Annotated in this window: 25 protein-coding genes; 17 read left to right on the plus strand and 8 right to left on the minus strand. The window is 70.7% G+C overall.

All coding sequences use genetic code 11. The features are described 5' to 3' along the window. Window positions 1-16: 16 nt before the first annotated feature. The 3 genes from OG729_RS31035 to OG729_RS31045 all read right to left on the minus strand — a co-directional run bounded on the left by OG729_RS31035 (window position 17) and on the right by OG729_RS31045 (window position 5,079). Window positions 17-1,642, minus strand: a complete 1,626-nt coding sequence (locus tag OG729_RS31035; protein WP_405809198.1) for a PucR family transcriptional regulator — start codon at window positions 1,640-1,642, stop codon at window positions 17-19. 96 nt (window positions 1,643-1,738) lie between these two features. Further along, window positions 1,739-3,136 carry an FAD-binding oxidoreductase gene (locus tag OG729_RS31040; protein WP_405809200.1) on the minus strand — a complete coding sequence of 466 codons (1,398 nt, stop codon included), beginning with the start codon at window positions 3,134-3,136 and terminating at the stop codon, window positions 1,739-1,741. A gap of 140 nt (window positions 3,137-3,276) precedes the next feature. After that, window positions 3,277-5,079, minus strand: a complete 1,803-nt coding sequence (locus tag OG729_RS31045) for a glycoside hydrolase family 15 protein (protein ID WP_360881509.1) — start codon at window positions 5,077-5,079, stop codon at window positions 3,277-3,279. A gap of 418 nt (window positions 5,080-5,497) precedes the next feature. On the opposite strand from OG729_RS31045, the gene OG729_RS31050 reads away from it, so the two are divergent. The 14 genes from OG729_RS31050 to OG729_RS31115 all read left to right on the plus strand — a co-directional run bounded on the left by OG729_RS31050 (window position 5,498) and on the right by OG729_RS31115 (window position 21,025). Next, a complete protein-coding gene (locus OG729_RS31050; protein WP_360881416.1) occupies window positions 5,498-7,153 on the plus strand; it encodes a CTP synthase in 1,656 nt (551 codons plus the stop codon). An 82-nt stretch (window positions 7,154-7,235) separates the two neighbouring features. Continuing rightward, a complete protein-coding gene (locus OG729_RS31055) occupies window positions 7,236-7,862 on the plus strand; it encodes an NUDIX hydrolase (RefSeq protein ID WP_360881418.1) in 627 nt (208 codons plus the stop codon). Window positions 7,863-8,034: 172 nt separating this feature from the next. Beyond that, complete coding sequence (locus OG729_RS31060) at window positions 8,035-10,056, plus strand: tetratricopeptide repeat protein (RefSeq protein ID WP_405809202.1); 2,022 nt, start codon at window positions 8,035-8,037, stop codon at window positions 10,054-10,056. Between the two features lie 142 nt (window positions 10,057-10,198). Beyond that, window positions 10,199-11,314: an alanine dehydrogenase gene (gene ald / locus OG729_RS31065; protein ID WP_405811346.1), complete on the plus strand. Its 1,116-nt coding sequence runs from the start codon at window positions 10,199-10,201 to the stop codon at window positions 11,312-11,314. 379 nt (window positions 11,315-11,693) lie between these two features. Beyond that, window positions 11,694-12,839, plus strand: a complete 1,146-nt coding sequence (locus tag OG729_RS31070; protein WP_360881422.1) for a ParA family protein — start codon at window positions 11,694-11,696, stop codon at window positions 12,837-12,839. Beyond that, complete coding sequence (locus OG729_RS31075; protein WP_360881513.1) at window positions 12,836-13,411, plus strand: hypothetical protein; 576 nt, start codon at window positions 12,836-12,838, stop codon at window positions 13,409-13,411. The genes OG729_RS31070 and OG729_RS31075 overlap by 4 nt, the downstream gene beginning before the upstream one ends. A gap of 50 nt (window positions 13,412-13,461) precedes the next feature. Continuing rightward, window positions 13,462-14,865, plus strand: a complete 1,404-nt coding sequence (locus OG729_RS31080; protein WP_405809204.1) for a segregation/condensation protein A — start codon at window positions 13,462-13,464, stop codon at window positions 14,863-14,865. Next, the gene (gene scpB, locus OG729_RS31085; RefSeq protein WP_404727272.1) at window positions 14,862-15,464 is read left to right on the plus strand and encodes an SMC-Scp complex subunit ScpB; all 603 of its coding nucleotides are present in this window, start codon (window positions 14,862-14,864) and stop codon (window positions 15,462-15,464) included. The genes OG729_RS31080 and scpB overlap by 4 nt, the downstream gene beginning before the upstream one ends. Further along, a complete protein-coding gene (locus OG729_RS31090) occupies window positions 15,464-16,561 on the plus strand; it encodes a pseudouridine synthase (protein WP_360881426.1) in 1,098 nt (365 codons plus the stop codon). Before scpB ends, OG729_RS31090 begins: the two co-directional genes overlap by 1 nt. Before the next feature lie 126 nt (window positions 16,562-16,687). After that, window positions 16,688-17,341: a nicotinamide riboside transporter PnuC gene (pnuC, locus tag OG729_RS31095; protein ID WP_405809206.1), complete on the plus strand. Its 654-nt coding sequence runs from the start codon at window positions 16,688-16,690 to the stop codon at window positions 17,339-17,341. After that, window positions 17,338-18,450 (plus strand): AAA family ATPase, encoded by a 1,113-nt coding sequence (locus OG729_RS31100; RefSeq protein ID WP_405809208.1) that lies wholly within the window; start codon window positions 17,338-17,340, stop codon window positions 18,448-18,450. Before pnuC ends, OG729_RS31100 begins: the two co-directional genes overlap by 4 nt. After that, complete coding sequence (locus OG729_RS31105; RefSeq protein ID WP_360881432.1) at window positions 18,450-19,169, plus strand: NUDIX domain-containing protein; 720 nt, start codon at window positions 18,450-18,452, stop codon at window positions 19,167-19,169. The genes OG729_RS31100 and OG729_RS31105 overlap by 1 nt, the downstream gene beginning before the upstream one ends. Next, complete coding sequence (locus OG729_RS31110) at window positions 19,166-20,197, plus strand: ADP-ribosylglycohydrolase family protein (protein ID WP_405809210.1); 1,032 nt, start codon at window positions 19,166-19,168, stop codon at window positions 20,195-20,197. The genes OG729_RS31105 and OG729_RS31110 overlap by 4 nt, the downstream gene beginning before the upstream one ends. A 93-nt stretch (window positions 20,198-20,290) precedes the next feature. Next, a complete protein-coding gene (locus tag OG729_RS31115) occupies window positions 20,291-21,025 on the plus strand; it encodes a DNA polymerase beta superfamily protein (RefSeq protein WP_405811348.1) in 735 nt (244 codons plus the stop codon). On the opposite strand, the gene OG729_RS31120 is transcribed toward OG729_RS31115, so the two are convergent. The 5 genes from OG729_RS31120 to OG729_RS31140 all read right to left on the minus strand — a co-directional run bounded on the left by OG729_RS31120 (window position 20,957) and on the right by OG729_RS31140 (window position 23,897). Next, window positions 20,957-21,694, minus strand: a complete 738-nt coding sequence (locus OG729_RS31120) for a DNA polymerase beta superfamily protein (protein WP_405809212.1) — start codon at window positions 21,692-21,694, stop codon at window positions 20,957-20,959. The genes OG729_RS31115 and OG729_RS31120 overlap by 69 nt on opposite strands. A 23-nt stretch (window positions 21,695-21,717) precedes the next feature. Continuing rightward, complete coding sequence (locus tag OG729_RS31125) at window positions 21,718-22,182, minus strand: Rieske (2Fe-2S) protein (protein WP_405809213.1); 465 nt, start codon at window positions 22,180-22,182, stop codon at window positions 21,718-21,720. A 10-nt stretch (window positions 22,183-22,192) separates the two neighbouring features. Further along, complete coding sequence (locus OG729_RS31130) at window positions 22,193-22,795, minus strand: DUF6529 family protein (RefSeq protein WP_405809215.1); 603 nt, start codon at window positions 22,793-22,795, stop codon at window positions 22,193-22,195. Between the two features lie 8 nt (window positions 22,796-22,803). Further along, on the minus strand, window positions 22,804-23,481 hold the full coding sequence (locus tag OG729_RS31135) for a hypothetical protein (protein ID WP_405809216.1): 678 nt from the start codon (window positions 23,479-23,481) through the stop codon (window positions 22,804-22,806). Window positions 23,482-23,564: 83 nt separating this feature from the next. Beyond that, the gene (locus OG729_RS31140; RefSeq protein ID WP_405809218.1) at window positions 23,565-23,897 is read right to left on the minus strand and encodes a DUF952 domain-containing protein; all 333 of its coding nucleotides are present in this window, start codon (window positions 23,895-23,897) and stop codon (window positions 23,565-23,567) included. Window positions 23,898-24,040: 143 nt separating this feature from the next. Here OG729_RS31140 and aroH point away from each other — a divergent pair, with 143 nt between their 5' ends. The 3 genes from aroH to cmk all read left to right on the plus strand — a co-directional run bounded on the left by aroH (window position 24,041) and on the right by cmk (window position 26,407). Further along, a complete protein-coding gene (aroH, locus tag OG729_RS31145; protein ID WP_360881444.1) occupies window positions 24,041-24,403 on the plus strand; it encodes a chorismate mutase in 363 nt (120 codons plus the stop codon). Beyond that, a complete protein-coding gene (locus OG729_RS31150; protein ID WP_360881446.1) occupies window positions 24,400-25,485 on the plus strand; it encodes a prephenate dehydrogenase in 1,086 nt (361 codons plus the stop codon). Before aroH ends, OG729_RS31150 begins: the two co-directional genes overlap by 4 nt. 190 nt (window positions 25,486-25,675) lie before the next feature. Next, window positions 25,676-26,407, plus strand: a complete 732-nt coding sequence (gene cmk, locus OG729_RS31155) for a (d)CMP kinase (protein ID WP_405809221.1) — start codon at window positions 25,676-25,678, stop codon at window positions 26,405-26,407. Window positions 26,408-26,450 lie beyond the last annotated feature (43 nt).

A 26,450-nucleotide genomic window follows, 5' to 3' on the forward strand; every position in this document is an offset into this window, starting at 1 on the left:
CGTGAACGCGAGCGCCTCACGGCACGTGACGTCTCGCCCGCAGTGCCAGGCTCAGGGCCAGGACCGTCTGCGGGTCGTCCAGGTCCGTGCCGAGCAGTTCCGAGATGCGGGCCAGGCGGTTGTACAGCGTCTGGCGGTTCAGGTGGAGTTCGCGGGCCGTTTCCGCCTTGCGGCCCGCGTGGGCCAGGTACGTCTGCAGTGTCGGGAGCAGCGGCGGGCGCGACGTCGTGTCGTGGTCGCGCAGGGGGCCGATCGCGCGGTCCACGAAGGCCGCCAGGTCCGGGTGGTCCCGCAGGCGCCACAGCAGCAGGTCGATGTCCAGGCGGCGGGCGTCGTACCAGGGGCGGTCGATCAGGCCCTGGGCCGCCGTCGCCGTTTCTGCCGCGTGACGAAGCCCCGCGGAGGCCGCTGCCCAGCCGCCCGCCATGCCGACCACCACGACGGGCGGGTTTGTGCCCGGGCGCTCAAGGCCGGCGCGTTCCACGCCCGCCCGCAGCGCCGCCGCGACCCGGTCCGCAACCGCCGTGCGTTCGGACTCGGAGCGCAGGCCGAGCAGCAGCAGTACGCGTCCCTCCACGGGGCGTACGCCCAGCAGCACGGGTACGCCCACCGAGGACAGCTCCTCCAGCACCGCCCGGGCCAGCAGCGCCCAGTTCGCGGACGGTGAGAGCTCCGCGGCCATGCGCATCACGACCGGCAGCAGCGGTCCGTCGCCCGGTTTGAAGCCCAGCACCCGCGCCTGGGCCGGCGCGTCCTCCGCCGTGATGCGGCCCTCCGCCAGATCTGTCAGGAAGTCGCCGCGGCCGCGCGCGGCCAGCTCCTCGTCCTGGCGGGCCTGCATCAGAACGACCGCAAGCAGCCCGGCTGCCCGCTCCGCCGCCATCCGGTGCACGGTCAGCAGCGGGGAGCCGACGGCAAGCAGCACCAGCCGGGCGCGCACGGAGGCCACCCCCTGTCCGCCGCCGGGAACGTCCACCAGGACCGTCCCGGCCGGCGGCGACTCCCGTGCCGCGCGCTGTCCGCGCAGCCCCTCCCACACCTGGAGCGGCTCCGCGCCCGCCTGTCCGGATTCGGAGCCTGCCGCGTACAGCAGCTGTCCGTCCGCGGTCTCAAGGAAGACCGGGTTGGCGCTGAAGTCCGCCAGGATACGCAGCACTTGGGGCACCCCGCCCCCGCTGAGCAGCACCTCCGTACATCGCCGGTGCACTTCCTCGGCCTGGCGCAGCAGCGCGTAGTGCCCGTTGACGATCTCGGTGTGGACCTCCTCCGTCACCGAGACGAACGGGACCTCGCGATGCAGCTGCACCAGCGGCAGACCGGCCGCCCGCGCGGTCTCGACGATCGCCGCCGGCAGCCGGCTGAAGCGCGGTCCGAGCTCGACCACCAGGGCCGCGATGCCCCGGTCGGCGAGACGGCGGACAAAGGCGCGCTGTTCCGCGGGCCGGGTGCCGAGACCGAGGCCCGTGGTGAGCAGCAGCTCGCCGCCCTTGAGCAGGGATGCGATGTTCGGCACCTCGCCCGCGTGCACCCAGCGCACCGTACGGTTCAGCCGTTCCGCGCAGGCGACGACCTCCGGGAGTCCGGCGCGCAGCCCGGGCAGTTCGAGCGCCCTCTGGACCGTGATGCCACCTTGGGTCTCCACTGACTCGCCTCGCGCTCTCACTCGGGCCTGACCGGTGATCCGGACGCTACCGGGCAGCTGCATCCGTGCACATCACCAGGGCCGCGCGGGCAGTCGTCACGCCCCGTTCGTCGAGGCGGGCTTGATGTTGTGGTTCACCCGGAACACATTGTCCGGGTCGTACTCGGCCTTGACCGCCGCGAGCCGCTTGTAGTTGTCCTCGCCGTAGCTGGCGACGACCCGCTCCTGCCCCTCGTACCCGATGAAGTTCAGATAGGTCCCGCCGATCGACCAGGGCGCGACATCGGTACGGACGTCCCGCACCCACTGCTTGGCACGCTCGTCGTCGGAGGGGTTCTCCCAGATCCCGAAGGGATGGACGACCCACGGCGCCGTGCGCCAGGGCACCGGATAGTCCGCCGGACCTCTCGCCACCGCGCCGCCCACCGGGAACAGCACGTGCTGCGTGCCCGTGGGCACGGGCATACCGGACGCGCGTGCGCAGAAGACGTCCACGGCCTCGTCCGGAAGGCCGGTCAGATACTCCGCGGACCAGTAGTTACGCAGCCCCGGCGGGTCGTCCAGCATGCACTGCAGCTCCGCGTACGGCAGCTCGGTGATCACCTCTGCCTGGTGGCCGAACCCCATCAGCGGCTCGGTGACCTTGCGGGCCTCTGCCTCCGTGCCCGCGTAGGTGACCAGCGCCGCGAGCGCGAGTTTGCCCACCATCTGCTCGGGGACGAACGGCTCGGGCGGTCCGGTGAGATAGATGCACCCACCGCCGGCCTCGTCCGGTGCGGAAGCCATGAAGTCACGGAAGGCACGCACGACTTGGGAACCGGCCTCCGGCCCGAAGAGCAGCAGGACCATCGTCATCGCGGGAAGCAGATGCAGCCGCAGGGTGATGGCGGTCGCCACGCCGAAGTTGCCGCCGCCGCCGTGCAGGGCCCAGAACAGCTCCGGGTTCTCGTCCGCGCTGGCGTGCACCGTCTCGCCGTCGGCGGTCACCAGCTCGACGGCGATCAGATTGTCGCAGGCCAGGCCGTGTTTGCGCTCCAGCCAGCCAGATCCGCCACCCAGCGTGAAGCCACCCACGCCGGTGGTGGACGCCCGCCCGCCCGTGGTCGCCAGCGCGAACGGCTGCGTGGCCCGGTCGAGATGGCTCATCGTGGCACCGCCGCCTACGCGTGTCGCACGGGACCCGGCATCGACGACCACGGTGTGCATCCGGCGCAGGTCGACGACGATTCCGCCGTCGGTCAGCGCCATACCCGCGACGCTGTGACCGCCGCCGCGAACGGCGATCTCCAGATCGTTGTCCCGGCCGAAGCGGATCGCCCTCGCCACATCGGCTTCCGTCTCGCACTGGGCGACGACCGCCGGGCGCCGGTCGATCATGCTGTTGAAGATGGTGCGCGCGTCGTCGTATCCCGCATCACCGGGAGCGAACACATCGCCGGTCAGTGCTGTGCGGAGGCCGGACAGCGCCGCCTCCGCCATGCCTTGGGGCGCCATTGATGGCCCCCTTCCGAGGGCGCGACAGGACCTTTTCATCGTAGTCCCGACCATGGAGACACGATCAGTCGAGCGGGTCCTGCCGCGCTGGGCGGCGAGCGGGTCCTGCCGCGCGAGGCGCGGCGCCTGCCTCCGCGCCGCTACCCTCCGTACGCCCCCGATGCCGTCAGCCGCAGCGCCGTGTCGATCAGCGGAACGTGGCTGAAGGCCTGCGGGAAGTTCCCCACCTGCCGCTGCAGCTTCGGGTCCCACTCCTCGGCCAGCAGCCCCAGATCGTTGCGGAGCGAGAGCAGCCGCTCGAAGAGCCGCCGCGCCTCGTCGACCCGCCCGATCATCGCCAGGTCGTCAGCGAGCCAGAACGAGCACGCCAGGAACGCGCCCTCGTCGCCCTCAAGCCCGTCCACGCCGGCGTCCTCGCCCGCGGTCGGGTAGCGCAGTATGAAACCGTCCTCCGTGGACAGCTCCCGCTGGATGGCCTCGATCGTGCCGATGACCCGCTTGTCGTCCGGCGGCAGAAAACCCATCTGCGGAATCAGCAGCAGCGAGGCGTCCAGCTCCTTGGAGCCGTACGACTGCGTGAAGGTGTTGCGCTCCTGGTCGTAGCCCTTCTCGCAGACATCGCGGTGGATGTCGTCGCGCAGCTCGCGCCACCGCTCGATCGGCCCGTCCGCGTCGCCGGACTCGATCAGCTTGATCGTCCGGTCGACCGCGACCCACGCCATCACCTTCGAGTGCACAAAGTGGCGGCGCGGCCCGCGCACCTCCCAGATGCCCTCGTCCGGCTGGTCCCAGTGCTTCTCCAGATAGCGGATGAGTTTGAGCTGGAGCAGCGAGGCGTAGTCGTTGCGGGCCAGACCCGTCATATGGGCCAGGTGCAGCGCCTCGGTGACCTCGCCGTACACATCCAGCTGGAGCTGGTGCGCGGCGCCGTTGCCCACCCGAACCGGAGAGGAGTTCTCATAGCCCGGCAGCCAGTCCAACTCGGCCTCGCCCAGCTCGCGTTCGCCCGCGATCCCGTACATGATCTGCAGGTTCTCCGGGTCGCCCGCGACGGCGCGCAGCAGCCACTCGCGCCAGGCACGGGCCTCCTCGCGGTAGCCCGTGCGCAGCAGCGAGGACAGAGTGATCGCGGCGTCGCGCAGCCAGGTGTAGCGGTAGTCCCAGTTCCGTACGCCGCCGACCTCCTCCGGCAGCGAGGTCGTCGGCGCGGCGACGATCCCGCCCGTCGGCGCATAGGTGAGCGCCTTCAGCGTGATCAGCGAGCGGACCACGGCTTCGCGGTAGGGCCCGTGGTACGTACAGTGCTCGACCCACTCCCGCCAGAAGTCCTCCGTCGCCTCCAGCGAGCCCTGCGGGTCCGGCAGCGCGGGCGGCTGGTGGTGCGAGGGCTGCCAGCTGATCGTGAAGGCGATCCGCTCGCCGGGAGCGACCGTGAAGTCGGAGTACGTGGTGAGGTTCTTGCCGTACGTCTCCGCCGAGGTGTCCAGCCAGACCGAGTCGGGTCCGGCGACGGCGACCGTGCGCCCGTCGACCTTGTGCACCCAGGGCACCACACGTCCGTAGCTGAAGCGCATGCGCAGCGTCGAGCGCATCGGCACGCGCCCGCTCACGCCCTCGACGATCCGGATCAGCTGGGGAGCGCCGTCACGCGGCGGCATGAAATCCGTCACACGGACCGTGCCGCGCGGCGTGTCCCACTCCGATTCGAGGATCAGCGAGTCCCCGCGGTAGCGGCGGCGGGCGGCCTTCGGCGGCCCGGCTTCGGCGGAATGCGCCGGTCCCAGTCTCCAGAAGCCGTGCTCCTCGGTGCCGAGCAGACCGGCAAAGACGGCATGCGAGTCGAAGCGGGGCAGGCACAGCCAGTCGGCCGTGCCGTCCCGGCAGACCAGGGCAGCGGTCTGCATGTCTCCGATGAGTGCGTAATCCTCGATGCGCCCGGCCACGTGCATCTCCAGTCGAACGGCCACGTCCGCCCCGTGGGGCGCTTACTGCGGTCAAGGGTCGTTGACGAGCACGGTATTCCGGGTTGACGGGCTGGGATGTTGCCGTTACGCCGGCCTGGCTCGGCAGCGAGTGTCCGAGCAGGATACGACGCACCCTAATGATCCGCGCAGGGGTCTCGGCAACGCGACTGAGCCGCATGGGTGAGCGGGGGGTGAGCACCCGGTGAATGGCTTGCCAAGAGTGGATGCGTGGCCGGAAGCAGTCACCCGCTGTCGCTGATACCCTGGTACCCCGTGGACCGGTGGCCGTCCTGTGCTTGTCAGGGGCCCCGAAACCGCAGCGACGGCACCCCCCGGAAGGCTTGGGAAGGACGCCGTGCACACTTCACCTCGCGACCACGGGAGCCCCCTCTTGGCGATGCCGCCCAAATCCATGACGACCAAGCACATCTTCGTCACCGGGGGTGTCGCCTCCTCCCTCGGCAAGGGCCTCACGGCCTCCAGCCTGGGCGCGCTGCTCAAGGCGCGGGGCCTGCGGGTCACGATGCAGAAGCTCGACCCGTATCTGAATGTCGACCCGGGCACGATGAACCCGTTCCAGCACGGCGAGGTGTTCGTCACCAACGACGGCGCCGAGACCGACCTGGACATCGGCCACTACGAGCGCTTCCTCGACGTGGACCTCGACGGCTCGGCCAACGTCACCACGGGTCAGGTCTACTCCACGGTCATCGCCAAGGAGCGGCGCGGCGAGTACCTGGGCGACACCGTCCAGGTCATCCCGCACATCACCAACGAGATCAAGCACCGCATCCGGCGCATGGCCACCGACGATGTCGATGTTGTGATCACCGAGGTCGGCGGCACGGTCGGTGACATCGAGTCGCTGCCGTTCCTGGAGACCGTCCGCCAGGTCCGTCACGAGGTCGGCCGCGACAACGTCTTTGTCGTTCACATCTCCTTGCTCCCATACATCGGCCCGTCCGGCGAGCTGAAGACCAAGCCGACGCAGCACTCGGTCGCGGCGCTGCGCAACATCGGTATTCAGCCGGACGCGATCGTGCTGCGCGCCGACCGCGAGGTGCCGACCGCGATCAAGCGCAAGATCTCGCTGATGTGCGACGTCGACGAGGCGGCCGTGGTCGCGGCCATCGACGCCAAGTCGATCTACGACATCCCCAAGGTGCTGCACACCGAGGGCCTGGACGCCTATGTCGTACGCAAGCTGGACCTGCCGTTCCGCGATGTCGACTGGACCACGTGGGACGACCTGCTCGACCGCGTCCACAACCCCGACCACGAGGTCACCATCGCGCTGGTCGGCAAGTACATCGACCTGCCCGACGCCTATCTCTCGGTGACCGAGGCGCTGCGCGCCGGCGGCTTCGCGAACAAGGCCCGCGTCAAGGTCAACTGGGTCACCTCCGACGACTGCAAGACCCCGGCGGACGCCGCCAGGCAGCTCGGCGACGTCGACGGGATCCTCATCCCGGGCGGCTTCGGCGACCGCGGTGTGACCGGCAAGGTCGGCGCGATCACCTACGCCCGGGAGAACAAGATCCCGCTGCTCGGTCTCTGCCTGGGCCTGCAGTGCATCGTGATCGAGGCCGCGCGCAACCTCGCCGAGATCCCCGAGGCGAACTCCACCGAGTTCGACGCCGCCACCGCCCACCCGGTGATCTCCACCATGGAGGAGCAGCTGGCGTATGTGGAGGGCGCGGGCGACCTCGGCGGAACGATGCGCCTGGGGCTGTACCCGGCGAAGCTCGCCGAGGGCTCGATCGTCCGCGAGGTCTACGACGACCAGCCGTACGTCGAGGAACGCCACCGTCACCGCTACGAGGTGAACAACGCCTACCGCGCGGAGCTCGAGAAGAAGGCGGGCATCGTCTTCTCGGGAACCAGCCCGGACAACAAGCTCGTCGAGTACGTCGAGTACCCGCGCGATGTGCACCCCTACCTGGTCGCCACCCAGGCGCACCCGGAGCTGCGCTCCCGCCCCACCCGTCCGCACCCGCTCTTCGCCGGCTTGGTGAAGGCGGCCGTGCAGCGCCAGCAGCAGGCGGGCAAGTAGCCGGCAGGAGATACGGTTGACCGGGGTATGGACCTTGCGGGGTCCGTGCCCCGGTTTTCTTTGCTCTTGGGAGGACGTTTTCATGGCCATCAAGGACACGCCCGAGGAGTGGCAGGTCACCGCGACCGCTACGCCGTTCCGGGGCAACAAGACGAGTGTCCGCACGGATGATGTGGTCATGCCCGACGGCAGGGTGGCCCGGCGCGACTACCAGGTCCACCCCGGCTCGGTCGCGGTACTCGCCCTCGACGACGAGGGCCGCGTCCTCGTGCTGCGCCAGTACCGCCACCCCGTGCGCCACAAGCTCTGGGAGATCCCGGCCGGCCTGCTCGACGTCCCCGGAGAGAACCCGCTGCACGCCGCGCAGCGCGAGCTCTACGAGGAGGCGCACGTCAAGGCCGAGGACTGGCGGGTGCTGGTCGACGTCTACCCCACACCGGGCGGCTGCGACGAGGCCGTACGGATCTTCCTCGCCCGTGATCTGTCGGAGGCCGAGGGTGAGCGCTTCGAGGTCTCCGAGGAGGAGGCCGACATGGAGCTCGCGCGCGTTTCGCTCGATGAGCTGATACGGGGTGCGCTCGCCGGAGATCTGCACAACAACTGCCTCGTCGTGGGCGCCCTCGCGGCCACCGCCGCACTCGCGGGCGACGGCTTGGACGCGCTGCGGCCGGCCGAGGCACCCTGGCCGGCCCGCCCCTTCGACGCCTGACCGTCGGCTTCTAGGCCCGACGGTCAGCCGGTCCGACGATCTGCTGATCCGATCGGGGGATGCTTCCGGCACGCTCCGCACGGATCGTTGCAGAGCGTGAACTACGCTCGGAACGCCCGTGCGGAGTCCCTGCGGGCTCGGCTCGTGCGCGGACTGGACGGGAGCGTGGCCCGTGGCGGATCAGGCAGTGGACGGGGACGGCCGGGCCTCGGCTTTTCGGGACAAATTCTTCGGACGGCAGCGGGAGTTGAAGTCCCTGCGGGCCGACATCGAACGAGCCGGACTGGACACTCTCGCGGGACGCAAGGCGCCCCGCGCCCGGGTGCTGCTGATCGCGGGGCGACCCGGATCGGGGCGCACCGCCCTCGCGGAGGTACTGGCGGGGCGGCTGGCCGACGAATACCCGGACGGGGTGCTGCGCGCCCGGCTGACCGAGCCGGGCGGACGGCGGGTGCCCACCGAGGAGACCGCCCGCGAACTGCTGGACGCCCTCGGCATCGCAGCGCCGCCCGGCGAGGGCGAGGACGAGCTGACCGAGAGGGTGCGCGAGGCGCTCGCCGTACGCCGGATGCTGCTGCTCCTCGACGACGCCCGGGACGCCGAACAGGTCGACCCGCTGCTGCCGGACAACCCCGACTGCCTGGCCGTGGCCGTCGCCGAAGGCCCGCTGACCGGCATCCCTGACGTACGGCCCTGCACGCTGGGCGGGATGGACGCCAAGTCCGCGATCGAACTGCTCGGCACCTTCGCCGGATCGGTGCGGATCACCGTGGACCCGCAGGCCGCCGAGACCATCGCCGAGGAGTGCGGCGGGCAGCCCGCCGCCCTGGTCCTGGTCGGCGGCTGGCTCGCGGCCCGGCCCAAGGCGTCGGTCGCCGATGCGGCCAAGCGGCTGCGCGCGCTGCCGGACGACGGTGAGCAGCCCAGCAGCGCCAGGCCGCTGGCCCGGGCCTTCCGGCTGGTCTACGAGTCCCTGCCGCAGCAGTCCGCCCGGATACTGCGACTGCTGGCCCTCGCCCCCGGCGGGCTCGCCGACCTGCACACCGCGTCCGCGCTGGCCGGCTGCTCGATCGCCGCCGCGCGGGAGGCGCTGGACGACGTCACGGCCCTCGGCCTGGTGCGCGCCGGCCATGTTCACTACGAGGTCCCGGCCTGCCTCGCACCGCTGCTGCGGGCTCTGATGGAGACGCAGGACCGGCCGGCCGAGGTGCAGCTGGCCAGGGCGCGGATGCTGGAGCGGGCCGTACGACAGCTGCAGTCCTGCCGCGCCGTCACCGAGCCGGACGGCTCCCCGGCCCGCAAGAAGCTGGCCGGGCTGCCGCGAGCGCTGCGGTTTTCCGGCCCGCAGGCTGCCGCCGAGTGGCTGCGTGTGCGGCAGCCCGCGCTGCTGGCAGCCGCCCGCCTCGCCGTGGCGGACGGCGATCTGGACACCCTGGCCCGACGGCTGATCGCCGCGCTGGTCAAGGCATTGGTCGCGCACCGCGGCAACGAGGCGGCGGCCCCCGAGCTCTATGGGCTGCACCAGTTGGTGCTCGGCGTGGCAGAGCGCCGGGGGCTGCACCGCGAACAGGCCGCGGCACTGCTCAATCTCGCGGATCTGGACGCCCGGACCGGCCGTACCGAGGATGCGCTGGCCCGCTACCGGGCGGCGCTGGACGCCGGGCGGGCCGCGAACGATCAGTACGCGACGGGCCGCGCGATGGAATCCGTAGGCGGTGCCTACCAGGAGCTGGGGGACTGGCAGCGGGCCGCCGACTGGTACGGGCGGGCGCTCGCCCTGCGCCAGGCGCGCGGCGAGCGGGCGGACGAGGCACGGCTGTACGGGCGGCTGGGCGCCGCGCACACGTACGCGGGCCGGTACGGCGAGGCTCTGCGCAGCTGGCGGGCGGCCGTGGCCGGCTACCGCAGAATCGGCGATCTCCCGTCCCAGGCACGAGCCTTGAGCGAGGCGGCTCGGGTACAGGAGTACGCGGGCCGGCCGGAGGATTCCTTGCACACCTGCCAGGAGGCGGTGGAGTGGGCGCGGCAGGCCGGGGACGTGCGGCTGCAGGCAGCGCTGCAGCTCAGGCTGGCCGACACCCTCGACCGGCTGGGTGACCCGGCGGCCGCTCGGATGCACCGCGCCACCGCGGAAAGACTGCTCGGAGAGAAGGGTTCCGCCTACGAAATCCGTAGTGCATCGGCGAAAGATTAATGCTTTGTAAGGCTAGACAGCGCGAAGTCCTTCATTAGACTGGCTCTGCCACGTGTTCTCGTGGTGCCATCCGGTGCGTCGTGCGTATCCGGGTATGTATGGAAATGCCCCTGTATCCCCTGAGCCAAGGACCGTGATCGACGTGAAGGTCGGCATCCCCCGCGAGGTCAAGAACAACGAGTTCCGGGTGGCGATCACCCCCGCCGGTGTGCACGAGCTCGTGCGCCACGGCCACCAGGTCTTCATCGAGCAGAACGCCGGTGTCGGCTCCTCGATCACGGATGAAGAGTTCATCGCCGCCGGTGCGCAGATCCTGCCCACCGCCGACGAGGTCTGGGCCACCGCGGACCTGCTGCTGAAGGTCAAGGAGCCCATCGCCGAGGAGTACCACCGCCTCCGCAAGGACCAGACGCTCTTCACCTACCTGCACCTCGCCGCCTCCCGCGAGTGCACGGACGCGCTGCTGGAGTCCGGCACCACCGCCATCGCGTACGAGACGGTGGAGACCGCGAACCGCGCGCTGCCGCTGCTCGCCCCGATGTCCGAGGTCGCGGGCCGGCTGGCCCCGCAGGTCGGCGCCTACCACCTGATGCGCTCGGCCGGCGGCCGTGGCGTCCTGCCCGGCGGCGTCCCCGGCACGCACGCCGGTAAGGCCGTCGTCATCGGCGGCGGCGTCTCCGGCTGGAGCGCCGTGCAGATCGCGGTCGGCATGGGCTTCCACGTCACGCTGCTCGACAGGGACATCAACAAGCTGCGTGAGGCCGACAAGATCTTCGGCACCCGGGTCCAGACGATCGTCTCCAACGCCTACGAGCTGGAGGCGGCGGTCGTCGAGGCGGACCTCGTCGTCGGTGCGGTTCTCATCCCGGGCGCCAAGGCCCCGAAGCTGGTCACCAACGAGCTCGTCGCCAAGATGAAGCCCGGAAGTGTACTTGTCGACATTGCAATCGACCAGGGTGGCTGCTTCGAGGGCTCGCGTCCGACCACCCACGCCGAGCCGACCTTCATGGTCCACAACTCGGTCTTCTACTGCGTCGCCAACATGCCGGGCGCGGTGCCCCACACCTCCACCTATGCGCTCACCAACGCGACGCTGCCGTACATCGTGGAGCTCGCCAACCGCGGATGGGTCGAGGCGCTGCGCCGTGACCCCGCGCTCGCCAAGGGTCTCAACACCCATGACGGCCAGGTCGTTTACGGTCCGGTCGCCGAGGCGCACGGCCTGCAGAGCGTCGAACTGAGCGCGCTCCTCGGCTGACGGTCAACGCGCATCGTCAACATCACCCCAACGGCCGGACCTTGTGGCGCAAGGTCCGGCCGCACGTATATCCGACCGCTTTGCGCCGCTCGATCAACTCGCCTCGAACGTAACCCTTTAACCGTTTCGCGCACCCTCGAAACCAGAGAGCCAGGTCACGCCGGGACCACTGAGCACCCTTGACAGAAGGGTGTTCGGTTGCCGACACATCGGGCCGGGTCCGGTGGATTGTGTTGCTGCGGACCGGTGACACGCCATAGAGTCGCCAACCGTCGGCATGATGCCACGCTGACCTATCGATAAAGTCCTGGTCACGTCCAAGGAGGTAAGACGACTTGTGAATGAGTCGACATTTTCTCCCGGGGGTGGTCAACCAGGAATGCCTGCGCGGGGCCAGGTCCCGTCAAGGGAACAGCCCGGGCGCGAGGCTGTCGGCTCCGTCGCTGTCCGAACCTTCGAGACGCACCAGCACACGACGCACATGACGTCAGCCCACACGATGAAGATGATGGACGGCCAACACGTGAACGCCATGGCCGGCAACGAGAGTGGCCGAGAGTCCACCCACTTCGCCGCCTACGAGGAAGTCCCCGAAGGGCACTTCTACGACCCCGATGCCGAGTACGAGCCCGATCCCGAGTACGCAGCCACCCTCGCCCCTGACGCCGCGCGTCAGCGCCGCGAGCGGATCGGCCCCACCGGGCGGCCGCTGCCGTACTTCCCGATCCCGGGCCCGCTGACCTCTCACGGTCCCGCGAAGATCATCGCGATGTGCAACCAGAAGGGTGGCGTCGGCAAGACGACGTCGACCATCAACCTGGGTGCCGCGCTCGCCGAGTACGGACGGCGTGTACTGCTCGTCGACTTCGACCCGCAGGGAGCCCTGTCGGTCGGCCTCGGCGTCAACCCGATGGAGCTGGACCTCACCGTCTACAACCTGCTCATGGAGCGGGGCATGTCGGCGGACGAGGTGCTGCTGAAGACCGCGGTGCCCAATATGGACCTGCTGCCGAGCAATATCGATCTCTCGGCCGCGGAAGTCCAGTTGGTGAGCGAGGTCGCGCGCGAGTCGACGCTTCAGCGCGCGCTGAAGCCGCTGCTGTCCGACTACGACTACATCGTGATCGACTGTCAGCCCTCGCTGGGTCTGCTCACGGTGAACGCGCTGACCGCCGCGCACAAGGTGATCGTGCCGCTCGAATGCGAGTTCTTCGCGCTGCGCGGTGTCGCACTGCTGACGGAGACGATCGAGAAGGTCCAGGAGCGGCTCAACCCCGACCTGGAGCTCGACGGCATCCTCGCCACGATGTACGACTCCCGGACGGTGCACAGCCGCGAGGTGCTGGCGCGGGTGGTCGAGGCCTTCGACGATCACGTCTACCACACGGTGATCGGGCGGACGGTGCGCTTCCCGGAGACGACGGTCGCCGGTGAGCCGATCACCACGTACGCATCGAACTCGGTCGGCGCGGCCGCGTACCGCCAGCTCGCCAGGGAGGTGCTCGCCCGGTGTCACGCCGAGTGAGTCTGCCCGGGGCCGACGAGCTGTTCCGTACGACCGGGGGCATGGCGCTGCAGGCTTCCTCTCCTGCGTCCCAGCGCCGCAAGGCCAACGGCGAGCCGCGGGTGCCTGCACCGGCGGGGGAGAGCGATCCGGTGGGGGAGGCGGCGGCCGAGCCGTCGCCGTCGGCCCCCTCTTCGGAGGAGCACTCCGCTGCGGAGCCGGATTCCTCGGCGGAGGGGCGGGCCCGGGAACCTGAGGATGCGTCGCCGTCGGGCGGGGCGAAGGGGCGGCGTCCGCAGGATGCGTCCGCGGCGGCGCCTGCCGCCGCGCCGCAGGGCGGGCAGGCGCGTCGCCGGGGGCGTGGTGCGAACCGCCGCCCCAGCGGCCGCGAACGGCACGACGAGAAGATCACCGTCTATGTCTCGGCCGAGGAACTGATGGACCTCGAGCATGCGCGGCTGGTGCTGCGCGGCGAGCACGGGCTGGCCGTGGACCGCGGGCGGATCGTGCGCGAGGCGGTGGCGGTGGTGCTGGCGGATCTTGAGCAGCGGGGCGACGCGAGCATTCTCGTACGACGTCTGCGCGGGCGCTGACGGTAGCCTGCGCGCTGCCCCCTGCTTGCCCCTTCCGCTCCTGGACCGCGATGCCCCCGACCGACGAATCCGCCGACCCCCAGCCTTCGGCCGGGGGGACCTCTCGCTCGCCCCGCCGCTCACTGGGACGCGGCCCGGGCACGGACCGGGGCGGTCCGGCTTCGCCTGCGCGGCCTGTTCCCGGCTCTGGGGGCGAGCCCCCAGAGCCCGGCCGCCCGCTTCCGGACGGCGGCCAAGGCGCAGCCTCCGGCGCGCCGGAGGCGCCGGCTGGCCGCCCGGCGGGAGAGCCCGATCGCGGGCCTGAGGCGCCCGCCGAGGCGTCCGCCGTCGGTCAGGCGGCGGCAGCCGAGTCGGCCGGGGCATCAGTCACGGCGGCCGAGCCTGAGGCCGCGGCGCCGGAGGTCGTCGGCGGGACCGCGAGGGGCGAGCCTGAGACGGCCGCCGAGGATGCGGCAGCCGGCCGCGCGGCCGGCGCTGCCGCCGAGTACGCGGGGGGCGAGCCCCCAGACCCTCGCGGCGGCCAACGTGCGGCCTCCGGCGCCCCGGAGGTGCCCGCCGGGCACCCGGCGGGCGGGCACGAACGCGGGCCTGAGGCGGCCGCCCAAGACGCGGCCGAGCCCGCCACCGCTCGCGAGGGCGACGTCGTCGACGACGGGCGGTTCAAAGTTCGGCTTGCCAACTTTGAAGGGCCCTTCGATCTGCTGCTGCAGCTCATCGCCAAGCACAAGCTCGATGTGACCGAGGTTGCCCTCTCCAAGGTCACCGATGAATTCATGCAGCACATCCGCGCCATGGGCAACGACTGGGATCTCGATCAGACCACCGAGTTCCTCGTCGTCGCCGCCACCCTGCTCGACCTCAAGGCCGCGCGGCTGCTCCCCTCAGCCGAGGTGGAGGACGAGGCGGACCTCGCGCTGCTCGAAGCCCGGGACCTGCTCTTCGCGCGGCTGCTCCAGTACCGCGCGTACAAGCAGATCGCCGAGATCTTCAGCGCGCGGCTGGAGGAAGAGGGCAAGCGGTATCCCCGTACCGTCGGGCTCGAGCCCCAGCACGCCGAGCTGCTGCCCGAGGTCGTCATCAGCATCGGCGCCGAGGGCCTCGCCAAGCTCGCCGTCAAGGCCATGCAGCCCAAGCCCAAGCCGCAGGTGTACGTGGACCACATCCACGCGCCCCTCGTCAGCGTCCGCGAGCAGGCCGAGGTCGTCGTGGCGCTGCTGCGGGAGCGGGGGCAGGCCACCTTCCGGGAGCTCGTCGAGGGCGCCGGTGACACACTCACCGTTGTCGCCCGCTTCCTCGCCCTCCTGGAGCTCTACCGCGAGAAGGCCGTCGCCCTCGACCAGGAGGACGCCCTGGGCGAGCTCCTGGTCAAGTGGACCGGCGGCGAACAGGGCGCCACCGTCACCGACGAATTCGATCAAGAGGTTCGCGAGAGCCAGGAGGAGGGGAACGAGTGAGTGAGCTCAAGCCCGCGCTCGAAGCGGTCCTCATGGTCGTCGACGAGCCGGCCACCGAGGAGCACCTCGCCAAGGTCCTGGAGCAGCCGCGCCGGGCTGTCGCCGACGCGCTGCGGGAGCTGGCGGACGAGTACACGGTTCAGGGCCGCGGCTTCGAGCTGCGGCTCGTCGCGGGCGGCTGGCGATTCTACTCGCGCGCCGAGCACGCCGACGCCGTGGAGCGCTTCGTACTCGACGGGCAGCAGGCCCGCCTCACCCAAGCCGCCCTGGAGACCCTCGCGGTGGTCGCCTACCGCCAGCCGGTCAGCCGTTCGCGCGTCTCCGCCGTACGCGGAGTGAACTGCGACGGCGTCATGCGCACCCTCCTCCAGCGCGGTCTGGTCGAGGAGGCGGGCGCGGAACCTGAAACAGGTGCGATCCTGTACAGGACGACGAACTACTTTCTGGAGCGGATGGGCCTGCGTGGCCTGGACGAGCTCCCGGAGCTCGCGCCCTTCCTTCCCGAGGCGGAGGCGATCGAGGCCGAGACGCAAGAGGGTGTGCCGTCGTTCGATCCGGACGCACCGGACACCGACGCAGACGACAAGACGGAATTTTGATGCGAAGCAGCGGCAGGAACAGCGGAAGCGGCAACCGGGACTCCCGGGGAGCCGGCGGGAACCGGGACTCCCGGGGCACCGGCGGCAAGGGGCGCGACGACCAGCAGGGGCAGCGCCCCCGCCGCCCCCGTCCCGAGGAGCGCCGCTACGACGTGGGCGGTTCCGCCGAGGAGGGTGGACCCCGCAAGGGACGTGGCGCGGCCGCGCGCGGCGGTGCCAAGGGGGGCCCGAAGCCTGCGCAGAAGCCCCAGGGGGCCCGGCGCGGCGCGCCGTCCCGGCCTCGTGAGCTCGACGCCAAGATCGAGCAGCGCAACCGGGACCGGTATGCCGACAAGCCGCAGGTCAAGACTCCCAAGACCTTCCCCGGCGCCGAGCAGGAGGGCGAGCGGCTGCAGAAGGTGCTGGCCAGGGCCGGCATGGGCTCGCGCCGCGCCTGTGAGGAGCTGATCGACCAGGCCCGCGTCGAGGTCAACGGCAAGATCGTCGTCGAGCAGGGGCTGCGCGTGGACCCCGACAAGGACGAGATCAAGGTCGACGGGCTGACCGTCGCCACCCAGTCGCATCTCTTCTTCGCGCTGAACAAGCCCGCCGGTGTCGTATCCACGATGGAGGACCCGGACGGCCGCCAGTGCCTCGGCGACTACGTCACCAACCGCGAGACCCGCCTCTTCCACGTCGGCCGGCTCGACACCGAGACCGAGGGCATCATCCTGCTCACCAACCACGGCGAGCTGGCCCACCGGCTGACCCACCCCAAGTACGGCGTGAAGAAGACCTACCTTGCCGCGATCCAGGGCCCGCTCCCGCGCGAGCTGGGCAAGCGGCTCAAGGACGGCATCCAGCTCGACGACGGCTACGCACGTGCCGACCACTTCCGGGTCGTCGAGAACACCGGCAAGAACTATCTCGTCGAAGTGACCCTGCACGAGGGCCGCAAGCACATCGTGCGCCGGATGCTCGCCGAGGCGGGCTTCCCGGTCGACAAGCTCGTACGCACCTCCTTCGGGCCGATCGCGCTCGGCGATCAGAAGTCCGGCTGGCTGCGCCGCCTGACCAACACGGAGGTCGGCATGCTGATGAAGGAAGTCGGCCTGTAGTCGCACCACTTCACGCACCACCCCTCTCGCAGAAAGCCCGCGGTCACCTTCGGCCGCGGGCTTCTCGCATCTTGTGGACCGGGCCCGTTCGCCTTTATAGTCAACATGACTATTAAGGAGGCGGGCGTGAGTCTCTCGGACATCCTCGGCCCCATGCAGCAGCCGCTGTTCACCGTTCTCGACACCCCGGTGAGCTGGACCGAGGTCCTCGGTTTCGGCAGCGGCGCACTCTGCGTCTGGCTCGTCGCCCGTCAGCACATCGCCAACTGGCCGATCGGCATTGCCAACAACCTGTTCTTCATACTGCTCTTCACCCAGACCGGCCTGTATGCGGACGCGGGCCTGCAAGTCGTCTTCATCGCCCTCGCCGTGTACGGCTGGTGGACCTGGACCCACGGGGGTGGACCAGGTCCCGACGGCCTCCCGGTGCGGCGCACCACGCGCACCGAATGGACCTGGCTGCTCGCGGCGGGGGTGGTGGGGACCCTCGGACTGACGCTCCTCCTCGACCGCAATACCGACTCGAGCGTCCCCTTCTGGGACGCGCTCACCACCGCCCTGTCGCTGACGGCGACGTACGGGCAGTGCCGCAAGCGCCTTGAGTCCTGGTGGCTGTGGATCGCGGCCGACGTCGTCTACATCCCGCTCTACGCGTACAAGGAGCTCTACCTCACCTCGCTGCTGTACGCCGGCTTCATGACCCTCTGCGTCATCGGGCTGCGCAGCTGGTCGCGCGATCTGGCGGCGGAACAGCGGGACTTGGCGGCGGTGCAGGCATGAAGCGCTATCGGCACGGGCTGGTGCTCGGCAAGTTCTATCCGCCGCACGCGGGGCACCACCATCTCGTACGGACGGCCAAGGACCGCTGCGAGAAGCTGACCGTCCTGGTCTGCGCCGCCTCGGTGGAGTCGATCCCGCTGCGCGAACGCGTCCGCTGGATGGAGGAGGTCCACCAGGACGTGCGGGTCGTCGGGGCCGTTGACGACGTGCCGGTGGACCTCACCGACCCGGCCGTCTGGGACGCGCACATGGCGATCTTCCGGGCGGCCGTCCCGGACGCTGTGGACGCCGTGTTCACCTCCGAGCCGTACGGGGACGAACTCGCCCGGCGCTTCGGCGCCGAGCATGTCTGCGTGGACGCGGACCGCTCGCTCTTCCCGGTATCCGGGACCGCCGTCCGCAAGGACCCGGTCGGCTGCTGGGACTACCTGGAGCGGCCCGTACGGGCCTGGCTCGCCCGCCGGGTCGTCGTGCTCGGGGCCGAGTCCACCGGCACCACCACCATGGCCCGTGCGCTCGCCGAGCACTACCAGCGGCGCGGCGGAGTCTGGTCGAGCACGCAATGGGTGCCCGAGTACGGCCGGGACTACAGCGAGGAGAAGCTGGCCGCCCTGCGCGAGAAGTGGCCGGAAAGCCAGTGGGAGGACGTCGAGTTCACCTCCGACGAGTTCCCCGTTATCGCCGAGCGGCAGAACCGCAGGGAGAACCGGGCCGCCGCCAACGGCTCGCCCGTGCTCTTCTGCGACACCGACTCGTTCGCCACCGCCGTCTGGCACGAGCGGTACCTCGGCGGCCGCAATCCCCGGGTGGAGGAGATTGCCGACCAAGTCACCCACCATCTGTGGCTGCTCACCGACCACGAGGGCGTGGACTTCGAGGACGACGGGCTGCGCGACGGCGAGGAGCTGCGGCCCTGGATGACCGGTCGCTTCAGGGGCGAACTCACCCGCACCGGGCGCAGGTTCGGCACGCTCACCGGACCGCACGAGCAGCGGCTCGCCACCGCCGTCGCCGCGGTGGACGCCCTCATCGACGAGGGCTGGGACCTCGCCGACCCTCTCCCTGCGCCCTGCGGGCGTGGGGGGACCCTCATTCCGGAGAAGCGGTGATGGAGGGCTACGACCCGGGCGCCTTCCCGCCCTTCGCGGTCACCGTCGACCTCGCCGTCTTCACTGTCCGCGAGGCACGGCTGCACGTCCTGCTCGTTCGGCGCGGGGAAGAGCCCTACAAGGGCGCCTGGGCGCTGCCCGGCGGCTTCGTACGCCCCAGGGAGTCCGCCGGGATCGCCGCGCGCCGTGAACTGGCCGAGGAGACCGGCCTGTCGCAGAAGACCATCGCCGACCTCCATCTGGAACAGCTGCGGACCTACAGCGACCCCGACCGCGACCCGAGGATGCGGGTCGTGTCCGTCGCGTACACCGCGCTGCTGCCGGATCTGCCGGAGCCGCGCGGCGGCGGGGACGCGGCGCACGCCCAGTGGATGGCACTGAGGGACGCGCCCGGGCTCGCCTTCGACCACGACCGGATCCTCGCCGACGCGCACGAGCGGATCGGCGCCAAGCTCGAGTACACCTGCCTCGCCACCAGCTTCTGCCCGCCCGAGTTCACGCTCGGCGAGCTCCAGCAGGTGTACGAGACGGTCTGGGGCGTCGAGATCGACCGCCCCAACTTCCGGCGCAAAGTCCTCGCCACGCCCGGCTTCGTCGAGCAGGTCGAGGGTCCGCCGCGCCGCACCGGCGGCCGCGGGAAACCGGCCGCGCTCTATCGGGCGGGGGCCGCATCGGCCCTGCACCCGCCACTCCTGCGACGGGAAGGACGGCAGCCATGACCGCCATCAGGACGACGAGGACCATCACCAAACAAGCGGCCACCGGCTCGCTGATCGGGCTTGCGCTCGGGGACGCGCTCGGCTTCCCCACCGAGTTCAACGACGTACCGCAGATCCTCGCCAAATGCGGGCCCTGGCGGGAGATGGACCTTCCCCGGCCCGCGATCGTCACGGACGACACCCAGATGACGCTCGCCCTGGCGCGCGGCATCCGCACCGCGATGGACCGCGGGCTGCTGGTCGCCTCCCGGCTGACGAGGCCGGTGCGCGAGGAGTTCGTCGACTGGTACCACTCCCCGGACAACAACCGTGCCCCCGGCCGCACCTGCATGGTCGCCTGCCAGAAACTCGACAGCGACCGGCCTTGGCAGGAGGCCAGCCAGATCGGCTCCAAGGGCTGCGGCGCCAATATGCGGGTCGCGCCCGTGGGACTCGTACCGGGGCTGAGCGAGGAACAGCGTGCGGGCGCGGCGCAGTTGCAGTCCGCGCTCACCCACGGCCACCCGACGGCGCTCGCGGCGAGCGACCTGACGGCCCGCGCTGTCCACCTGCTCGCGCAGGGCGCTGAGCCGATGGGGCTGGTTGGCCAGCTGCGCTCGTACGCGTACGAGAACCGCAGCCGGTACTACGAGCGCTGGCTCGGCAATCTGTGGACCTACTCGCACGACCCGACGCCCGAGGCCTTCATGGCCCGCGGCTGGGACGACTGCCTGCAGACCCTGGAACGGCTCGCGAAGGCACTGCGCACGGCGAACCCGGAGACGGACCCGTGCCTGGCCACGGGCGACGGCTGGATCGCCGAGGAAGCACTCGCCACCGCGCTGCTGTGCTTCCTGCTCTTCCCCGAGGAGCCGGTGATGGCACTGCGCCGGGCCGCCTGCACGAAGGGTGACTCGGACTCCATAGCCTGCCTTGCGGGCGCGTTCGCGGGGGCACATCTGGGCGCGGGGGCATGGCCCAAGGAGTGGTCGGAGCGGATTGAGTACCGCAGCGATCTGATGTCGCTCGGCGCGCTCTGGGACTCTTGATCCATGACTGACGCACAGACTGAGGCACTGACTGATCCGCCGGCCGATCCGCAGGCTCACCCGCAGGCTGATCTGCCGGCCGATCCGCTGGGCATGGAGCTCGGGCTCGTCGTCGCCGAACAGAGCGCCCCGCTGCTCTTCGCCACCGTCTCCGGGGCGCATCTGTACGGATTTCCGTCCCGGGACTCGGACGTGGATCTGCGCGGTGTCCATCTGCTGCCGGTCGAGGAACTGCTGGGGCTGCGCGAGCCGGACGAGACCCGGTCCCGGATGTGGGACCGGGACGGCGTCGAGATGGATCTGGTCACGCACGACGTGCGGAAGTTCGTACGGCTGATGCTGCGGCGCAACGGCTATGTGCTGGAGCAGCTGCTCTCGCCGCTCGTGGTGCACACATCGGACGCGCACGCGGAGCTGGTGGCGCTCGCCCCCGGCGTGCTCACCGGCCATCACGCCCACCACTACCGGGGATTCGCGAACACCCAGTGGCGGCTCTTCGAGAAGACCAGGGAGCTGAAGCCGCTCCTGTACACCTTCCGCGCGCTGCTCACCGGCATCCATCTGATGCGCAGCGGCGAGGTGCAGGCCCATCTGCCCACGCTGCTCGGGAAGGTCGACGCCCCGGCTCAGCTGCCCGAACTGATCGCGGCCAAGGCCGCCGCCGAACACGGCCCCGCATCCGGGGTCGACCTGGAAGAGGCGCGCGCCGACGTCGAAGCGCTGCTCGCCGTACTCGACGAGGCTCGCAAGGCCACGCGGCTACCCGACGAGCCCACCGTCTACGACGCGCTGCGCGACTTCGTCGTCCGCATACGACTGGAGCGCTGACACCCGGCGGATGCGGAAGAGGAAGTCCTCGACCCGTGCCCTGTCGGGCTCGGGCGGCAGCGGGGAGCCCGGCGCGACCGCGTCGGCCTCGGCGGTGAGACGGGTCATCCACTCCTCGACCCGCTGCCACGGCACTTCGCCGCGCTTGACCGCGAGCAGCCGCTCCCGGTCCGCGCCGACGTCGATCACCAGCTCGCCCGTACGCAGCAGATCGCGTCCGCTGCCGAGCAGCCGCAGCAGATGCATCGCGTGCTTCCAGCGCGGCGCCCCGTGCAGGCGCACGTCCGACTCCAGCTTGCGTCGCTGGCCCTCCGCATAGCGCATGAACGTCTGGTGGGCATGGCGGGACAGGAACGCGCCGCGCAGCGAGAGCAGTTCGCGGCCGGTGTCGTCGATGCGCTCGACGAGCGGTGAGTGCAGACACTCCAGGACATTGGGATTCGCGCGCAGCGCCAGTTCGCAGAACCGCTCCAGCTCCCAGCTGAACTGCTCGTCGGCCGGCCCCTCCAGATGGGTCGGAGGCTTCTCGAAGCGCCAGAACAGGGGCGTGGGCGCGAGGAAGACCCCACGGCGGTCCGTGTCACTGCCGTCCGTGGCGAGTCCGAAGGCGCGCGAACCCATCACGCAGGAGTAGATCGTGTGGTCGCGCACCAGGTCCGCCGAGGTCATGCGCGAGAGAATACGCAAGGGGTCTAGGTGAGCAGGATGGTGTCCCCGGAGACGGTGATCTGCTTCGGCGGCAGTGGCTTCGGTGCGGGGCCGCCCGCCACCGAGCCGTCCGTGATTCGGTACTTGCTGCCGTGACAGGGGCAGTTGATGATGCCGTCAGCGATCGTCTTGACGGTGCAGCCCAGGTGGGTGCAGATCGCGGAGAAGGCCTTGAACTCTCCCGACTCCGGCTGGGTCACCACGACCTTCTGGGCGTCGAAGACCTTGCCGCCGTCCACCGGGATGTCGGAGGTCTTGGCGAGCACCTCACCGGCGGGCGGCGACGCTGCCGCGGTGCCGCTCGGCTCGCCGCTGGGTGTGGCAGGCTGCGTGGTCGGCGTCTTCGACGCCGCGTCGCCGCTACCGTCCCCGTACTTACTGCAGCCGGCCACCAGTGCGGCGGTACCCGCAGCGCCCGCCGCAAGCACCGTCCGTCGCCGCGCTTCCATGGCTGTCTCCTTACGTCGTGACCCCCACCGTGCGGAAGAACCACAGCGCCGAGGTCAGCCAGATCACCGTGAGCGCCGTGAAGGCGGCTCCGCCGACGACCGGCAGCAGCCAGCCAGGCAGCCGTTCCGTTCGCAGCAGGAGCATCTTGGCGCTGAATGCACCGAAGAAGAAGCAACCGAGCAGCGAGTGCCACATCACGCGCGTGCTGTACGTCTGATAGCCCAGTGCGTACAGGCAGTGGACCGCCACGGGCACCGCCAGCAGGAACGCGACCCGGCCCGACCAGCGGTGCAGAGCCGGGGTCCAGGAAGCGGCGCGCACGCCCGGCAGCCGCCCGTACATCGCAAGCGCCGAGACGAGCTGTACGAGGGCGAAGAGAAAGGCGGCCGAGCCCAGCCAGGACTTGACCGCGCCGGTGCTGCTGAAGCCGGCGAGGTTGAAGGCCGTGCCCGCGGGGTCGTGCACCCTTCCGTACGCCCCGAGTCCGACCGCGACCGCGGCGGCCACCAGGGCGGGGACGAGGAAGCGCGCGGCGCTCGGGCGGGTATGGCCGCCCGGCGGCGCGGGGTAGGAGGCGGTGCGGGCGTTGGGGTCCACGGGGCCGAAGCTCATGACGCACCTCAGGGGACGACGGGGCGGGCGGTGAGCCGGGTACCGTCCACCACGACGGCGCCGGATGCGGGGTCGATCCGGGGCGCGGCGGCGGGCTTGCCGTCGCGGTTGAGGATGCCGACCTGGCGGCCGTTCTGCAGAACGATCCAGCCGCCGTCGATCTTCGCGCCGCGCACCTCGGCGGTCGCGCGATACAGGCCGGACGGCCCGACCGCCCTGGCGGCGCTGAACTGCCAGGTCCGGTCCCGGATTTCGACCGTACCGTCGATCTTCCCGGCGCGCAGAACGCCGTCGAGCCGGGCGCCGTGCTCGCCGGTCAACCGCATGCTGCCGTCGTCCTTGACATCGCCCTTCAGCCAGGACTCCTGGCTGCTGCCGTCACAGAAGTACCCGATCGCTTTTCCGTCGCGTACGGATACGGAGACGGCGGCGGTGTCGTCGGCCGTACGGCCCGCGTAGTCGGAGTCGGGCGCCGGGGTCGGCGTGGGCGAGGGGGACGCGGGCGGCGCCGTGCTCGGGGCGGGCGTCGCGGTGGGTGTGGACGCAGGGCCCGTCGGCGTAGGTGTCGCGGTGGTCCCGTCGTACGAGGAACGGGCCTTCGTCCCCGACGTGGCGTTGAGCGAGAGCATGAAAATGCCCAGCAACAGCCCGGCCAGCAGTGTGAACAGCGGTCCTGACGGCTTCATGGGCGGCCTTCCCCGGTGGGTTGGGCATGCTCAGACCCTCCATGCAACTGCACCCGCAGCGCCGCGTCCAGTCATACGCTGCTTCACGCCCAGGGCGTGAGCTCCCGCGCGTGGCCGTCCATGTCCCGGCGCACCGTGAGCACTCCGGTGACGGCCGCCCGCTCGATCGGCCCGTACACATGCGGGAAGAGCATGTCGGCGGAACCCTCCCAGCGGACCTCGGCACCGAGCCCGGATTCGTCTATCCGGAGAACCAGCAGGTCCGGCACGTCCCGGTAGAGGCCGTCGGCGATGGCGAGTGCGGCCGGCTCGTCGGGCGAGCAGTGCACAAAGCCCTCGGTGGCCAGGGAAGCGGGGGCGTACGGACGGTCCACATCCGCAGTCCATTCGTCCACGGGAACGACATGAAAGAGCATGTCGCCAGTTGTAGCGCAAGGCCGACCCGCTGGGGAGCGGGGGCAGGCGGCCCCGCGCTTCGTCTCGGAGGGCGGTCGCCGCGGCCGTCGGCTCCGGGGCCTGACTACGCTGAATGCAGCACTCGCACATAAAGGAGCATGACGTGGCGGTACGAGCGGTCCGTGGAGCCGTCCAGCTGGAACGGGACGAGTCCGGGCACATGGACGAGCAGGTCAGCGAGCTGCTCACCGCCATCCTGGAGCGCAATGCACTCACCACGGACGACCTGATCAGCGTCTGGTTCACCGCGACGCCCGATCTGCACAGCGACTTCCCTGCGGCCGCGGCGCGCAAGCTCGGCATTGTCGACGTACCGCTGATCTGTGCCCAGGAGCTGGACATCGTCGGGGCCATGCCGCGCGTCGTACGGATACTCGCCCATGTCGAGTCCGACCTCCCCAAATCGAAGATCGCGCACGTGTACCTCGGTGCCGCGGCCGCCCTGCGCAAGGACATCGCCCAGTGAGAACCGCCGTCGTCATCGGTACCGGCCTGATCGGCACGTCGGCGGCCCTCGCCCTGGCGGGGCGCGGAGTGGCCGTTCACCTCGTGGACCACGACCCGGAGCGGGCCCGTACCGCCGCCGCGCTCGGCGCGGGCACCGACGAGGCGCCGGAGGGCCGGGTCGACCTCGTGATCGTCGCCGTACCGCCCGCGCACGTCGCCACCGCGCTCGCCGACGCGATGCGCGCGGGGATCGCCCGCGGCTACCTCGACGTGGCGAGCGTCAAGGGCGGCCCGCGGCGCGAGCTGGAGGCGCTGGGTCTCGACCTGAGCGGGTACATCGGCACGCATCCGATGTCGGGCAAGGAACGCTCGGGCCCGCTGGCGGCGACCGCGGACCTCTTCGAGGGCCGCCCGTGGGTGCTGACACCCACACGCGACACCGACACCGAGGTCCTCAACCTCGCCCTGGAGCTGGTGGCGCTCTGCCGGGCCGTCCCGGTGGTCATGGACGCCGACGCGCACGACCGGGCGGTGGCGCTCGTCTCCCACACCCCGCAGTTGATCTCCTCGATGGTCGCGGCGCGGCTGGAGGACGCGGACGACACGGCGGTACGGCTCTGTGGCCAGGGCATTCGCGACGTCACCAGGATCGCGGCGTCCGACCCCCGGATGTGGGTCGAGATTCTTTCCGCGAACCCGGGCCCGGTGGCCGACGTGCTGGCCGGGGTGGCGGCGGACCTGGACGAGACGGTCCAGGCGCTGCGGGCGCTGCAGTCCTCCGACGAGTCCAAGCGCCAGAACGGGGTCGAGGGCATCGAGGACGTCCTGCTCCGCGGCAACGCGGGCCGGGCCCGGGTCCCGGGCAAGCACGGCGCGGCGCCGGCGTCGTACGAGATCGTGGCGGTCCTGATCAGCGACCAGCCCGGCGAGCTGGCCCGGATCTTCGCGGACGCGGGCCGCGCGGGCGTGAACATCGAGGACGTCCGCATCGAACACGCGACGGGCCAGCAGGCTGGCCTGGTCCAGCTGATGGTGGAACCCACGGCGGCGACGGTCCTGACGGCATCCCTGCGCGAACGGGGCTGGTCGATCCGGCAGTGACACCCGGCGGGCCGCAATTCGGCCCGTCCGGCGTTCGAGGACTGGGGTCTGGCGCGAAGCCCCAGTTTTGCGACCGCTGCGCCCGGGTGAACCGGTGCCGCCGTCCGTGTGTAAGGGCGGGCCCGAGTAATCGGTAACCTTGTTCGGGGCCCATCGGCAATTCCGCCTGCCCTCTCCGCGTACCAGGAAGGTGTCCGACACCGTGGAATCCGTGATCGTCGCCATCGACGGCCCCGCCGGCACGGGCAAGTCGAGCACGTCCAAGGCTGTCGCCGCCGCGCTGGGGCTCAGCTATCTGGACACCGGTGCCCAGTACCGGGCGATCACCTGGTGGATGATCACCAACGGCGTCGACGTCCAGGACCCCGCCGCGATCGCGACCGCCGCCGGCAAGCCCGCCATAGTCTCCGGCACCGACCCCGTCGCCCCGACGATCACCGTCGACGGCCTGGACGCCGCGGGCCCCATCCGTACCCAGGAGGTCAGCTCCAAGGTCAGCGCGGTCAGCGCCGTGCCCGAGGTACGTGCCCGGATCACCGAGCTGCAGCGCTCCATCGCATCGGCCGCCGAGAAGGGCATCGTCGTCGAGGGGCGCGACATCGGCACGACGGTCCTGCCGGACGCGGACCTGAAGATCTTCCTTACCGCATCGCCCGAGGCCCGCGCCGCCCGCCGCAGCGGGGAGCTGAAGGGCTCAGACATCGCGGCCACCAGGGAAGCCCTGATCAAGCGGGACGCGGCCGACTCCAGCCGTAAGACGTCTCCGCTCGCCAAGGCGGACGACGCCGTCGAGGTGGACACCACCGACCTGACCCTGCAGCAGGTCATCGAGTGCGTCGTCACCCTCGTGGAGGAGCACTCGGCCGGAGCGGAGTCGAGGCGGAGCGCGACCGACAACACGGAGAAGCGGGGCGGGCGGTGACCGTACCCTCCGAGAGGGGCGCGGCGGTCGGGCGTGGCATCGG

It is taken from the genome of Streptomyces sp. NBC_00210 (genome assembly GCF_045160975.1).
Taxonomy (GTDB): domain Bacteria; phylum Actinomycetota; class Actinomycetes; order Streptomycetales; family Streptomycetaceae; genus Streptomyces.